14 protein-coding genes are annotated in these 13648 nt (G+C 70.3%); 4 read left to right on the forward strand and 10 right to left on the reverse strand.

Annotation, left to right across the window (positions count from 1 at the left end; translation table 11 throughout):
- Positions 1-9: 9 nt before the first annotated feature.
- From H483_RS34460 to H483_RS34480, 6 genes are all read right to left on the reverse strand, one after another.
- Complete coding sequence (locus H483_RS34460; RefSeq protein ID WP_017837929.1) at positions 10-564, reverse strand: YdcF family protein; 555 nt, start codon at positions 562-564, stop codon at positions 10-12.
- Positions 561-1577, reverse strand: coding sequence for a dTDP-4-dehydrorhamnose reductase (gene rfbD / locus H483_RS34465; protein WP_017837930.1), 1017 nt, complete (start codon positions 1575-1577; stop codon positions 561-563). Before rfbD ends, H483_RS34460 begins: the two co-directional genes overlap by 4 nt.
- A gap of 101 nt (positions 1578-1678) precedes the next feature.
- Positions 1679-2560: a glucose-1-phosphate thymidylyltransferase RfbA gene (gene rfbA / locus H483_RS34470; protein ID WP_017837931.1), complete on the reverse strand. Its 882-nt coding sequence runs from the start codon at positions 2558-2560 to the stop codon at positions 1679-1681.
- On the reverse strand, positions 2557-3585 hold the full coding sequence (gene rfbB / locus H483_RS34475; RefSeq protein WP_017837932.1) for a dTDP-glucose 4,6-dehydratase: 1029 nt from the start codon (positions 3583-3585) through the stop codon (positions 2557-2559). The genes rfbA and rfbB overlap by 4 nt, the downstream gene beginning before the upstream one ends.
- A gap of 10 nt (positions 3586-3595) precedes the next feature.
- Positions 3596-4717: a YihY/virulence factor BrkB family protein gene (locus H483_RS0119965; protein WP_017837933.1), complete on the reverse strand. Its 1122-nt coding sequence runs from the start codon at positions 4715-4717 to the stop codon at positions 3596-3598.
- Between the two features lie 94 nt (positions 4718-4811).
- Entirely contained in the window at positions 4812-5888 is a 1077-nt protein-coding gene (locus H483_RS34480) for a YihY/virulence factor BrkB family protein (RefSeq protein WP_017837934.1), read from the reverse strand.
- Positions 5889-6053: 165 nt separating this feature from the next.
- Here H483_RS34480 and H483_RS34485 point away from each other — a divergent pair, with 165 nt between their 5' ends.
- On the forward strand, positions 6054-6449 hold the full coding sequence (locus H483_RS34485) for a hypothetical protein (protein ID WP_017837935.1): 396 nt from the start codon (positions 6054-6056) through the stop codon (positions 6447-6449).
- A 4-nt stretch (positions 6450-6453) separates the two neighbouring features.
- Here H483_RS34485 and H483_RS34490 read toward each other — a convergent pair whose 3' ends face one another.
- Entirely contained in the window at positions 6454-7266 is an 813-nt protein-coding gene (locus tag H483_RS34490; protein WP_017837936.1) for a 3'(2'),5'-bisphosphate nucleotidase CysQ, read from the reverse strand.
- Positions 7267-7311: 45 nt separating this feature from the next.
- Positions 7312-7527 carry a hypothetical protein gene (locus tag H483_RS39275; protein ID WP_152428035.1) on the reverse strand — a complete coding sequence of 72 codons (216 nt, stop codon included), beginning with the start codon at positions 7525-7527 and terminating at the stop codon, positions 7312-7314.
- 157 nt (positions 7528-7684) lie between these two features.
- Here H483_RS39275 and H483_RS34495 point away from each other — a divergent pair, with 157 nt between their 5' ends.
- Positions 7685-8167 (forward strand): Rrf2 family transcriptional regulator, encoded by a 483-nt coding sequence (locus H483_RS34495; protein WP_017837937.1) that lies wholly within the window; start codon positions 7685-7687, stop codon positions 8165-8167.
- Positions 8168-8301: 134 nt separating this feature from the next.
- Positions 8302-9192 (forward strand): sulfite exporter TauE/SafE family protein, encoded by an 891-nt coding sequence (locus H483_RS34500; RefSeq protein WP_017837938.1) that lies wholly within the window; start codon positions 8302-8304, stop codon positions 9190-9192.
- 466 nt (positions 9193-9658) lie between these two features.
- On the opposite strand, the gene cysN is transcribed toward H483_RS34500, so the two are convergent.
- Both cysN and cysD read right to left on the reverse strand, forming a co-directional pair.
- Positions 9659-11587, reverse strand: a complete 1929-nt coding sequence (gene cysN / locus H483_RS34505; protein WP_017837940.1) for a sulfate adenylyltransferase subunit CysN — start codon at positions 11585-11587, stop codon at positions 9659-9661.
- Entirely contained in the window at positions 11587-12504 is a 918-nt protein-coding gene (cysD, locus tag H483_RS34510; RefSeq protein WP_017837941.1) for a sulfate adenylyltransferase subunit CysD, read from the reverse strand. The genes cysN and cysD overlap by 1 nt, the downstream gene beginning before the upstream one ends.
- 168 nt (positions 12505-12672) lie before the next feature.
- On the opposite strand from cysD, the gene H483_RS34515 reads away from it, so the two are divergent.
- Positions 12673-13611 carry a helix-turn-helix domain-containing protein gene (locus H483_RS34515; protein ID WP_031265110.1) on the forward strand — a complete coding sequence of 313 codons (939 nt, stop codon included), beginning with the start codon at positions 12673-12675 and terminating at the stop codon, positions 13609-13611.
- The last annotated feature ends 37 nt before the right edge of the window (positions 13612-13648 follow it).

A 13648-nucleotide genomic window follows, 5' to 3' on the forward strand; every position in this document is an offset into this window, starting at 1 on the left:
CAGTAGTCACTACCAGTGGCCGTTGAGCCACCCCTTGGCGAACCCCGCGATCTCCCAGACCAGGTGCACCGGGAGCATCGGCCAGTCGATGCGCTCGATCGGCGTCATCCGCACCTCTACCCCGGTCGCCGCACGCATCCACTGACCGGCCCGCAGGGTGTGGGGCCGATTGGTGACGACGAGGATCCGCTCCCATCCACGGGCGCGGGCGATGGCGGCGACCGCCTGCGCCTCACCCCACGTGGTTCGTGGCTCGGGAGCGAAGCAGGCCACCTCCGCACCGGCCGGGCGGCCCGCACCCGTACACAGCCGCCGGGCGATGCGTTCCGAGTTGCCTCCCGGGTTGGAGACCACCAGCGTGTCGGCGAACCCGGCCTCCACCAGCTCACGCGCATAGGCGTGCCTGCCGTCATTCGCGCCGGCGAGCATGACCACCGCATCGGCGGCGACCGGCTCGTCCGCACGCGGGTGGAGCAGGAACACACCCCATGCGGTCAGCGCGAGAGCGGCGGTGATGCCCATGGCTCCGGCGGCGAGCGCCTCGCGGCGGAGACGTCGGATCACTGCGGTGCGTCACCCTCCGATCCGGGATCGAGTGGCTCCGACGACGACACGGGCCTCTGCGTGCTCCTCGGCGAATCGCGGGTCGAGACGAGATAGCTCATGCCGGGGACGAGATCACGGCGCCAGTCTCCCGTCGGACTCAATCCCAGTTCCCGCCAGGTACGGTCGGCGAGCACGGAGAATCTGGGCCGCGGCGCCGGACGGGGGAACTGTTCGCTCGAACAGGGGCGCACGCGCTCCGGATCGGCGCCGAGTTGCCGGAATACCGTGCGGGCGAGCTCGCACCAGGTGGCGCGCCCGCCTCCGATGGCGTGGTGAATCTGACCGCGGCGGTCAACCCGCCCCCCTTTCTCGGCCGCGAGAAGCTCCAGAAGCTGCCCGGCCAGGGACCCGACGGAGGTGGGTGAGCCCCATTGATCGTCGACCACGTCGATCGTGTCGCGCTGTGATTCCAACCGGATCATGGTGGCCACGAAGTCACTGCCGGGAATCTCGTCGAGCACCCGCCACGGGCCGGTGTACAACCACGCCGTGCGCACGACGGTCATCTCCGGGTACACCTCGAGCGCGGCCCGCTCCCCCGCGAGCTTGGTGCGACCGTAGACCGTCACCGGCTCGGTGGCGTCCGTCGGCTCGAGTCCGCGTGCGGTCGCCGGATCCGAACCCTCCGGAATGGCGCCGGAGAAGACGTAGTCGGTACTGATGTGGATGAGGCGGATCCCGCGATCGCGGCAGGCTACTGCCAGGTCGCGTACGCCGTCGGTGTTGACCGCCCGCGCAACCGCCTCATCGGCCTCGGCGCCGTCGACATCTGTGTACGCAGCCGCGTTGATGACCACCTCCGGCGCGTACCGGTCCAGCGTCGCAGCGATCGAGTCGGGCGCGGTGAGGTCGAGCTCAGCGCGTCCTGGAGCATCGGCCACACGGGACAGTTCCCGACCAAGCTGGCCGCGACCACCCGTCACGAGCATGCGCGGCAGCCCGGTGGGGCGATAGGAGTCCCCGGAACCCACTGCATCCGCTCCTACCGATGCACTCGTGCGTGCACCGTTGCTCACGCGAGAGTGCATCGGGGGGAGCGGCTGTGCAGGCTGCTCGTCCGGATGACCCGCGCTCACTGGTGCCGCCCCTTCTCGCGGCGGAGCACGTCGAGGAGGTAGGCGCCGTAGCCCGACTTCGCGAGATCGTGGGCCCGGGCGGTGAGCTCGTCGTCGTCGAGATACCCCATCCGCCACGCCACCTCCTCCGGGCAGCCGATCTTCAAGCCCTGCCGGTCCTCGATGGTCCGGACGTAGTTGCCCGCGTCGAGCAGCGAGTCGTGGGTGCCGGTGTCCAGCCACGCCGTACCCCGCGGGAGGACCTCGACCTGCAGCCGGCCCTCCTCCAGGTAGTGGCGGTTGACATCCGTGATCTCGTACTCGCCGCGCGGCGACTTCTCCAGGCTCCGCGCCACCTCCACCACGTCGGCACTGTAGAAGTAGAGGCCCGGGACGACGAAGTCGGAGGACGGGTTCTGAGGCTTCTCCTCGAGACTGATCGCGCGACCGTCCGAGTCGAAATCGATCACCCCGTAGTCGCCCGGATTGGACACGCGGTAGGCGAACACGGCCCCGCCGTCGAGGTCGGCGAACCGACGGAGCTGGTTCCCCATCCCGGGGCCGTAGAAGATGTTGTCGCCCAGGATCAGCGCCACCGCCTCGTCGCCGATGTGGTCCGCTCCCAGGACGAACGCCTGCGCCAGCCCCTCGGGGGCGGCCTGTTCCACGTAGCTCAGGGTGATGCCGAACTGGCTGCCGTCGCCCAGAAGCCGCCGGAACTGCGGCGCGTCCTCGGGCGTGGTGATGAGCAGGATGTCGTGGATGCCCGCCAACATGAGCGTGGACAGCGGGTAGTAGATCATCGGCTTGTCGTAGACGGGCATGAGCTGCTTGCTGGTGGCCACCGTGAGCGGGCGCAGACGGGTGCCGCTGCCGCCGGCCAGGACGATGCCCTTCACAGCACCTTCTCCGTCTGCGCGTATCTGGCCTCGACGCGCTCCTTGACCGGCTCCCACCAGTCGCGGTTCTCCCGGTACCACTCGATCGTTCGGCGCAGCCCGTCCCGGAGGTCGGTGTGCTGCGGCTCCCACCCGAGCTCCTCGCGGGTGGCGGTGGCGTCGATCGCGTAGCGCAGGTCGTGGCCGGGGCGATCGGTGACGTGGTCGAAACCGGGATCGCCGTCCATGCCGGCGGCGCCCATGAGCTCGCAGATCATCTGCATGACCTGCAGGTTGGAGTGTTCGCCGTCGGCCCCGATGAGGTAGGTGCGGCCCCGCTCGCCACCGGCAAGGATCCGCAGGACGGCCGAGTTGTGGTCGTCCACGTGGATCCAGTCCCTGACGTTGGCCCCACTTCCGTAGAGGCGGGGGCGCTGCCCGGTCAGCAGGTTGGTGATCTGCCGCGGGATGAACTTCTCCACGTGCTGGTACGGGCCGTAGTTGTTGGAGCAGTTGCTGATCGTGGCGCGCACGCCGAAACTCCGTACCCATGCACGCACCAGCATGTCCGCACCGGCCTTGGTGGCCGAGTACGGGCTCGACGGGTTGTAGGCGGTGGCCGGGGTGAACTTGGCCGGATCGTCCAGTTGCAAATCGCCGTAGACCTCGTCGGTCGAGACGTGGTGCAGACGCACGTCGTGGAGGCGGCACGCCTCGAGCACCTGGTAGGTGCCCACGATGTTGGAGTGGACGAAGGGCCCCGGGCCGGCGAGCGAGTTGTCGTTGTGGCTCTCGGCGGCGAAATGCACCACCGAGTCATTCGGTCCCGCGAGCTGCGAGACCAGATCGTCGACGACACCGGGGACCGCGCAGTCGCCCTCCACCAGGTCGACGCGGTCCGCGGGGAGATCGGACAGGCTCGCCCGGTTGGCCGCGTAGGTCATGGCGTCCAGCACGGTGACGTGGGCGTCCGGGTGCTCGCGGATGACCGTGTGGACGAAATTGGCGCCGATGAACCCGGCTCCCCCGGTGACGACGAGGCGCATGCCACCAACCCTACCGTCGCAGCCGTGCCGCCTCAGTGGGCTCCTCGGGCTCGACCGTCCCTACGGGCTCCGGCTTGGCCGTCCCCGCGGGATCCGGCTCGGCCTCCTCGGCGGGGGTGTCGAGATCCGGGTGGTCCGGCTCGCGTCGGAGGCCGCGGTACTCCTCGAGCATCCTGGCCCGCCTGCGAGCGAAGAAGTCGCTCGCGGTGGTGTCCCGCGGGGTGACCCGCACGTTCTCCTCTGCCGGGATGCCGGACCGGAGCTGGCGGATCCGCAGCACCTCGGTGTCCAGACGTGCGCCGTAGAGCACCGCCATGTTGACCAGCCACAGCCAGACCAGGAACACGATGATCCCGGCGAGGGAACCATAGGAGCGGTTGAAGTTGCCGAAATGGGAGACGAAGAAGCCGAACCCGGCGGTGGCGACTCCCATGATGAGCAACGCAGCGGCCGCCCCGAGGGACACCCAGTGGAACTTCCGTCCGGCCACGTTGGGCGCGAATCGATAGAGGATCGCCAGCGCGAGAACCGCGGAGACGAGGGCCGCGGGCCACTTGGCCAGACCCCACACGGCCAGAGCCGTCTCACCCAACCCGATCCACCCGCCCACGGTCTCGGCGATGGGCCCGGTGAACACCAGCGCCAGTCCGCCGACTGCGACGAGGACGACGAGCAACGCCGTGAGCAGCAGACCGACGGGCAGCAGCCGCCACGGCGGGCGCCCCTCCTCGATCCCGAACACCAGGTTCATCGCCCGGCCCAGCGCGCGGACGTAGCGGGACGCGGTCCACAGCGCGATCACCGCACCCACCACGAGCGCCGTCCCGGCGGCCTGCGTGGTGACGACCGCCTCGACCGGGTCCCGGATCGGATCCAGTATCTCCTCCGGGGCGATGTCGGACAGCATGCCCATGAGGGCGTCGACCGTCCTGGCCCCCTGACCGAACACCCCGAGCAGCGAGACCACCACCAGGAGTGCGGGGAAGAGCGAGAGGACACCGTAGAAGGTGAGCGCCCCCGCCTGGTCGGGGCCCCGGTCGCGGAAGAACTCACCCACCGAGCGTTCGAGCACCAGGCGAACGGTGCGGAGACGGCGTCGGGCGGTCGGCGCGGTGCCGCCGGAGAAGTTCATACACCGATTGTGGCCGCTCGACAGTGCGGCGCGCCTCCCGCCGCGCGGCACCGGGCTCAGTGAGGAGGCTAAGTGACGGGGCTCGGTGACGGGTTCAGTGGGACTCGCGCGCCTGCTCGGCCTGGGCCTCGCGACGGATATCAGCGGACTCGTCGATGGTCTTCTGTCGCTTCTCCTCGGCCTTGTCGCTGGCTGCGGTGTCGCGCGGCGGCAGCTGGATGGTCTCCTCGGCGTGCATTCCGGCCTGCAGCTCGCGGGCCCGTTCGACCTCGGCGTCGACCTCGGCCCCGAACAGCAGCGCGTTGTTGGTGATCCAGAGCCAGAGCAGGAAGATGATGACGCCGGCCAGCGACCCGTACGTGGCGTTGTAGCTGGAGAAGTTGGACACGTAGAACACGAACCCCGCGGTGGCGACGGCCCAGACCAGCAGCGCCACGATCGCACCGAGGGAGACCCACCGGAACTTCGGCTGCTTGACGTTGGGCGCGAACCCGTAGAGCGAGGCGAGGATCACGACGACGACGAGGATCAGCGCCGGCCACTTAGCGATGCCCCATACGGCCACCGCGGTGTCGCCGAGGCCCACGAGGTCACCCACCCAGGCGGCGATCGGTCCGCTGACGACGAGCATGAGTCCGGCCAGGCAGACCAGGAGGAGGAGCACGGCGGTCAACAGCAGCATGGCGGGCTTGAGCTTCCAGAAGGGCCGACCCTCCTCGACCTCGTAGATGCGGTTCATGGCCCGCCCGAAGGCACCCACGTACCCGGACGCCGTCCAGAGCGCGCCCAGCAGGCCGGTGACGAGGGCGAGGCCAGCGGCAGGGGTGTTGACCAGAGACTCGATCGGCCCGCGGAGCGCGGCGAGCGTCTCCTCCGGCGCGGCGCCCTCGAACAGCTCCATCACGGCGTTGACGGTCTCCTGCCCCTGACCGAACACACCGAGCAGCGACACCACCGCCAACAGTGCGGGGAAGATCGAGAGCACCGCGAAGTAGGTCAGCGCGGCGGCCAGGTCCGTGCACTTGTCCTTGGAGAACTCCGCGGCGGCGCGCGTGAGACCGATCTTCCAGGTGCCCGCCTTCAGCGAGGTGGGCGACTCGGGTTTGCCCGAATCGGGGTCGGCCTCCGGGTCGGGCTTGTCGGTGATGTCTCGGGTGCTGTTCGCGCTCATGCAGGTAACTGTTCCACCGGTGACCCCCGCGCGCATCCTCTGGGGTCGATCTCCACCGGGGGTGACGTGCCGGTCATGTGCGTTACCCTCGTCGGTGCCACATCACCAAAGCGTGACTTCACCTGTGTCGCAGCACACGCGACCCCGACCTCTCAGGAGCATTCCATGAGCCTGTCCAACGCCATCCTCCGCGGAGTCACCGGCGCGTTCGTCCTCAACTCGGGCCTGTCCAAGCGCGACCTGCCCACCGAGGCCGCCCAGGGACTGCAGGGCTTCGCCGCCACCGGGGTACCGCAGGTGACCACGATGGAACCGGACACGTTCGGGAAGTTCGTCTCCTACTCCGAGATCGGTATCGGCGCGGCTCTGCTCACGCCGTTCGTGTCGCCGCGCCTCGCCGGCGCCGCACTCGGAACCTTCTCGGCAGGTCTGCTGTCGATGTACTTCCGCAACCCCTCGATGACCGAGGCCGACGGCGTCCGCCCGTCCCAGGAGGGCATGAGCCTGGCCAAGGACGTGTTCATGGCGGCCATCGCGGGGGCCCTGATCACCAGCAAGTGACCCCTCACGCCGACGCGATGGCCTCCAGGATCGCCCCGGCCAGGTCCGAGCGGCACACCACCAGGTCCGGCAGGTAGGTCTCGGCGACGTTGTACTCCAGCGGGGAGCCGTCCACCCGCACCGCGACGAACCCCCTCGCCAGAGCCACGCCCGCCGGAGCGGCCGAGTCCCACTGGTACTGGCCGCCCGCGTGGATGTAGGCGTCGGCCTCCCCGCGCACCACGGCCGCGACCTTGGCGCCGGCCGAGCCGAGGGGCACCAGATCCCCGCCCACGGACTCCGCGACCGCCTCCGCGAACGCCGGCGGGCGGGAGGCCGAGAGCACGATTCTCGGCCGCGAGCCCGAGCGTGGCGGGAGGAGGCCACCCCCGTCCACCCCGCCGTTGCCCACGGGCGGCGCGTAGACCTCGTCGTCGTCGACCCCCATCACCACCCCGAGCGCCGGGAGCGAGACGGCGGCGGCGGTCAGCCGCGCTCGTGCGGGGTCCCCGGACCGCTCCCACAGCGCCACATGGACGGCCCAGTCCGGACGGTCGCCGAGCCCGTACTCCCGCGTGCCGTCGACGGGATCGATGATCCACACACGGTCGGCGTCGACGCGGGCCAGGTCGTCACTCGACTCCTCCGACAACACCGAGTCATCGGGCCGTTCGACGGCGAGACGCTCGAGGAGCAGGGCGTTGGCGCGGCGGTCCCCGAGGTCTCCCAGTTCGCGCTTGGTGGGCCCCGACGACCGGAGCTCCACCAACAGGCGACCGGCATCCGCGGCGAGGTCGACGGCGAGCTGCTGATCAGAGGAACGCGTGGGTGCTGTCATGACCTCCACAGTAGAAGGCCCGATGCGGCAGCGGATGCGGGACGACTATCGCCGGCGCAGACGCAGGCCCCGACGTCGGCTGCTCCCGTACTCCCGGACCACGCGGGCCGGCTCATCCGGGCAACGGTGGGCGTCGGCGGCGACCCGCGCCGCGCCTCGCGAAGGCAGCGTGCCGCTGGTCGCGCCACAACGACGGCAGCCCCAGACGGCGCCGTCGGAGGTCTCGTGGACGTAGCAGGTCCGCTCATCCGCCTCGTTCATGTCGCTCCTCGGAGCAGGGCGCCGACCCTGAACCGGCGCGAATTCGGCCATTGTGTCACAAAACTCTCATGTTGACGCCCGCCAGACTCTCCGGCGCCGCTCCTCCACCCCGGTCCGCGGCCGATCCGGAGATCCGCCCACATGGGAGACTGTTCCCATGAGGGTCACCGCGAAATCGGACTACGCGCTTCGAGCGCTCGTCGAACTCGCGACCGCCCAGCGGTCGCACAGCGGCGACACCCCCCGCGAGAATCCGATCAGCGCCGAGGAGCTGGGGCGACTGCAGGACATCCCGCACGGCTTCCTGCAATCGATCCTGTCGGACCTGCGCCGGGCGGGCATCGTGGCCAGCCGCCGGGGCAAGACCGGTGGGTGGACGCTCGCCCAGGACGCGGCCGCCGTCAGCGTCGCCGACGTCCTCCGTGCCGTCGACGGCCCGCTCGTCAGCGTCTACGACGTGCGCCCCGAGGCGGTCGACTACAACGAGCGCGCGGCCGTCCTCCAGCACGTGTGGATCGCGTCGAGGGCGTCCCTGCGGCGGGTCATGGACGCGGTGTCCCTCGCCGACCTCGCCGAGGGGCGGCTACCGGGCGACGTCCACGCCCTCACCCTCGATCAGGACGCCTGGGAACCCCGGTGACCGTAGGGCCCCACCTCTGCTGCTGACCTACCGGCCCACCGTGGTGGCCAACACCAGGCGTCGCTGCTAAAGTCTACTGAACTACTCTGTTTAATGCCCTACTGTTTGCCGACCCGCGCCGGAGGACCCCCCTCGTGCCCACCCTGATCATCCTCGGCTTCGCCGGACTGCTCGCCCAGCTGGTCGACGGCTCGCTCGGCATGGGATACGGCGTCACCTCGACGACCATCCTCGTGGCCGCCGGGATCGCCCCCGCGGCCGCGTCGGCAGCCGTGCACTTCGCCCAGATCGGCACCACCCTCGCGTCCGGCGTCTCCCACCACAAGTTCGGGAACGTGGACTGGCGCATCGTGGCGATCCTCGCGGGCCCGGGCGCGGTGGGCGCCTTCATCGGCGCCACGGCCCTGTCGTCGTTGTCCAGCGCGACCGCCAAACCCATCGTCGCCTCGCTCCTGCTCGCGCTGGGGTTCTACGTCCTCTACCGCTTCCTGCGGCTCGGGGGCAGGCGGCCCCAGTTCTCGGGCCAGATCTCGGCGCGCTTGCTGGTGCCACTCGGCTTCGTCGGCGGAACCCTCGACGCCTTCGGCGGCGGCGGATGGGGCCCGGTCGGGACCACCACCCTGCTCTCCTCCGGCCGGGTGGAACCGCGCAAGGTGGTCGGATCGATCAGCGCCTCCGAATTCGTGGTGGCGGTGAGCGCCTCCATCGGATTCCTCTTCGGGCTCGGTGCCTCGGGCATCAACTGGGCGTTCGCCGCCGCGCTGCTCGTCGGTGGCGTGATCGCCGCTCCGTTCGCCGCCTGGATGGTCCGGCACATGTCGGCCCGGGTCCTGGGCACGGCCGCGGGTGGCCTCATCATCATCACCAACACCTTCACCCTGCTCAGCGCTGCCGGTGCACCGGCGATCGTGATCGGACCCGTGCTCGGGACCCTGTTCCTGGTGTGGATCGCGCTGGTGATCCACGCGGTGCGCGCCGTCCGCCGCGAGCGGACACCCGATCCGGAGCTCGTCACCACCTCCTGACCGGCCCGCCAACCCACCGCCCCGCCAACCCACCGCCCCACCAGCCGCCATCCGCGCGCCATCACTGCATCCGCGCGCGGAATTTCGTGGGTGGATGTAGCAGTCACGCGCGGATGCGGCGGGAGCGGCAGCAGTCACGCGCGGATGCGGCGGGTGCGGCAGCAGTCACGCGCGGATGCGGCGGGAGCGGCGCGCCTTGTGCGCGAGTGAGGCGCCAGTCAGGCGCGGGCGCGGTCCTGCGCCGACGGGTCGCCGAGATGCACCGAGTACCTGCGCACCAGCGCCCGCCATACGAGCGGCCCGCCCGTCACCAGAACCAGGGCGATCACACCGATCAGTGGCGGAGACGGGCCGCGTTCCGTTCGGAGCCACCCGATCGTCGGCCACGCCTGCGGTGAGCGGGACCCTACGAGGAAGAGCGGCGGGGCGTCCTCGACGCCCCGCCGCCCTCTTCCGTCGTACCCGCTCAGACGCCCAGGATCGAACTGACGATCCGCTGTGCCACCTCTTCCGCGGTGCCGTCCTCCGGACGAATGTGCAGGTCGGGGGTCAGCGGCGGCTCGTACGGCGCGGAGACGCCGGTGAACTCCGGGATCTCGCCGGCCCGCGCCTTGGCGTAGAGCCCCTTGGGGTCGCGCGCCTCGCACTCGGCCAACGGCGTGTCCACGAACACCTCGGTGAAGGGCAGGTCGGCCGCGGAGTGGACACTGCGCGCGGCGTCGCGGTCGGCGCGCATCGGGGAGATGAGGGAACAGATGACGACGACGCCGGCATCGGCGAACAGCGCGGCCACCTCCGCGGTGCGACGGATGTTCTCCGCCCGGTCCTCGGCCGAGAACCCGAGGTCGGCGTTGAGGCCGTGCCGCAGGTTGTCCCCGTCGAGGATGTAGGCCGGGTGGCCGGACTCGATGAGCAACCGCTCCACCTCGGAGGCGACCGTGGACTTGCCCGAACCCGACAGGCCCGTGAGCCACAGCGTGCGGCCCTGCCCGCGGTCGCCGCGCTGGACGGCGCCGGCGTGCCAGACCACGTTGGACCCGGTGGTGGCGGGCCCGATGATCATGCCCGCGCCCACGGTGTTGCCGGACAGCTCGTCCACGAGGATGAACGCCCCGGTGTCCCGGTTGCGGCGGTAGGGGTCGTACATCAACGGCGTCTGGGTGCGCAGGCCGACGCGCCCGATCTCGTTGAGCCCCAGTTCGGTGGAGTCGGGGTCGCGGTGCAGGGTGTTGACGTCCAGCCGGTACTCCAGGCCCGTGACGATCGCTTTGGTGTCGCGGGTGGTGTGCTTGACGACGTACCGCTTGTTGGGCGTGAGAGTCGAGTCGTCGGCGAACCAGCAGACCATCGCCTCGAGCTCGGTGCCCTGGTGCGGCCGGTTGCCGGGCCGGGCGATCATCTCGCCGCGGACGATGTCGATCTCGTCGTTGAGCGCGATGGTCACCGCGGCCGGCGCCGCCGCCTCGTCGAGCTCGGCGCCGCCCGGGCCCCAGATGGCCTTGATGGTCGACTGCCGACCGGACGGCATGACCACCACCTCGTCGTCGACCTTCATGATCCCCCCGGCGACGGTGCCGGCGAAGGACCGGTGGTCCAGGCCGTCGGCCCGCTGGGGGCGGATCACGTACTGCACCGGGAACCGGACGTCGGTGAGGTTGCGGTCCGACGCGATGTGCACGTTCTCGAGGTGGTCGAGCAGGGCCGGGCCCGTGTACCAGGACATGGCCTCGGACCGGTCCACCACGTTGTCACCCTTGAGGGCGGACAGCGGGACGAACGTCACGTCGTGGACCTCGAGCTTGGCCGCGAAGTCGGTGAACTCGGTGCGGATGGCCTCGAAGGTGGCCTCGTCGTAGTCGACCAGATCCATCTTGTTGACGGCCACGACCAGGCGCGGGATGCCCAGGAGCGCGGACAGGAACGCGTGCCGGCGGGTCTGCTCCAGCACCCCCTTGCGGGCGTCGACGAGGATGATCGCCACGTCGGCCGTCGACGCACCGGTGACCATGTTGCGCGTGTACTGCACGTGGCCCGGGGTATCGGCGATGATGAACTTGCGGCGCGGGCTCGAGAAGTAGCGGTAGGCCACGTCGATGGTGATGCCCTGCTCGCGCTCGGAACGCAGCCCGTCGGTGAGCAGCGCGAGGTCGGTGTACTCATCGCCTCGCTTGGCGGAGGTGGCCTCGATCGAGGCGAGCTGGTCCTCGAAGATGCCCTTGGAGTCGAAGAGCAGGCGCCCGATGAGGGTCGACTTGCCGTCGTCGACCGACCCCGCGGTGGCGATGCGCAGCAGCTGCGCGTGCTCGGACATCGTGCTCAACTGCTCCGGGGTGAGGGTCGACGCCGTGCTGAGAGACGGGGCGCCGGCGGAGGACGCGGTGGTGGCGGAACTCATCAGAAGTAGCCTTCCTTCTTGCGGTCTTCCATGCCGGCCTCGGAGATCCGGTCGTCGGCACGGGTGGCGCCGCGCTCGGTGACGCGGGTGCCCGCGACCTCGGCCACGACGGCGGCGTTGTCGGCGGCGTCGGACTCCACGCAGCCGGTGCAGGTGGCGTCCCCGACGGTGCGGAAACGGACCAGCTCGGTGCGCGCCTCCTCGCCCGGGAGGGTCTCGAGGAAGCGGGTCTTGGCCAGCAGCATGCCGTCGCGCTCGATCACCTCGCGCTGGTGCGCGTAGTAGATGGGCGGCAGGGCGATGTCCTCGCGCTCGATGTACTGCCAGATGTCCAGCTCGGTCCAGTTGGACAGCGGGAACACCCGGATGTGCTCGCCCTTGCGGTGATTACCGTTGTAGAGCTTCCACAGCTCGGGGCGTTGCGCGCGCGGGTCCCAGGCGCCGAAGGCGTCGCGGAAGGAGAAGACGCGCTCCTTGGCGCGGGCCTTCTCCTCGTCGCGGCGGGCGCCGCCGAACACGGCGTCGAAACGGTTCTCCTGGATGCCGCGCAGCAGTGCGGCGGTCTGGAGGCGGTTACGGCTGGTGCCGACACCGGTCTCCTCGACCACGCGACCGGCGCCGATGTCGTCCTGGACGTAGGACACGAGCAGCTGGACGCCGGTCTCCTCGACCACCCTGTCCCGGTACTCGATGACCTCGTCGAAGTTGTGTCCGGTGTCGACGTGCATGAGCGGGAACGGCATGGGCGCGGGCCAGAAGGCCTTGCGCGCGAGATGGAACATCACCACCGAGTCCTTGCCACCCGAGAACAGCATCCCCGGGCGTTCGAACTGCGCGGCTACCTCGCGGAAGATGTGGACGGACTCGGCCTCGAGTGCGTCGAGGTGCGAGAGCGTCACCGCCGTCCTCGCATTCATGCGACCTCCAATGTCGTGGGCTGGCCCGGGGTGACCGGACGGCAGACCACAGACAGGTCTGTCTGCGGTCTGGTTCGGGGTCCATCGTGCGCCCCGACGGCGGCCATTTTCATCTCGGGGAGAGAAACAGTGCGCACATCGTCGACATGTCGACATACGCTGTCGGTTATGCGACATGAACCCACGCATCGTGTGCTCGCCGTGATCGAGGCACTGTCCCGCGAGGGCCCACCGCTGCCCCTCGCGGAGATCGCCCGGATCACCGGGGCCAGCCGCTCCACCCTCCACGCCGTCCTGGCCGAGATGCAGGGCGCACAGTGGGCCGAGAAGCTGGAGGGCGGGTGGCGCGCCGGACCCACGATGCGCACGATCGCGGCATCCCTGTCCGCCGAGGTCGACCTGGCCCGGGCCGCCCGTCAGCCCCTGGAACGGCTCGTCGACGACACGGGGATCGCCGCCGTGGTGTTCGAGACGCGCGACGGCATGAGCGAGGTCGTGGACGTGGTGGGGGCGGGCATGCGCACCGCCTCGCGACCGGACATCGCGGTGGGCCACGTCGTCCCGGTGCGGGCACCCTTCGCCCGTGAGCTCGTCGCCCGACTTCCGGTGGTCGACCAACGGCGGTGGCTCTCGGATTCCGGCGGGCTCACCGAGGCTGCCAGGGAACGGTTGGAACTGGTGATGCCGCAGATCGCGCGGCGTGGCTGGTCCATCGAGCGCCTCACGCCGGCGCGCCGCGAACTGCTCCGGATGGCCGACTCCCTGGAGTCCTCGGGCGTGGGAGCCCTCGTGCGCGACCGGGTCTCCGAACTGTTCGTGGAACTGTCCGAGATCGACGTGACCGACGCCGAGCTCTCCGCCGCCGCCGACCTCGCCGTGGCCTCGGTGTCCGCCCCCGTGCTGCGGACAGACGGCCGGGTGATCGGATCGGTGGCGGTGACCCCGGGTCGCCGCATGACCGGCAGGGCCGTGGGGCGGGCGGTCGAGGCGGTGACACGGTGCGCGGACGAGGTCTCCTCCCGCCTCGCCGCCCATCCGCGCCCCGCCCGGGTGCCCTCGCTCCCCTCGCATCTGGTGCACCCGGCCCACGCCGCCCGGAGCAACTGAACCGTGCCACTGAACGGTGCCGCCGAACCGTGCCGCC

The sequence above is a fragment of the Dietzia sp. UCD-THP genome (assembly GCF_000349585.1).
In the GTDB taxonomy this organism is placed as follows: Bacteria; Actinomycetota; Actinomycetes; order Mycobacteriales; family Mycobacteriaceae; genus Dietzia; species Dietzia natronolimnaea_A.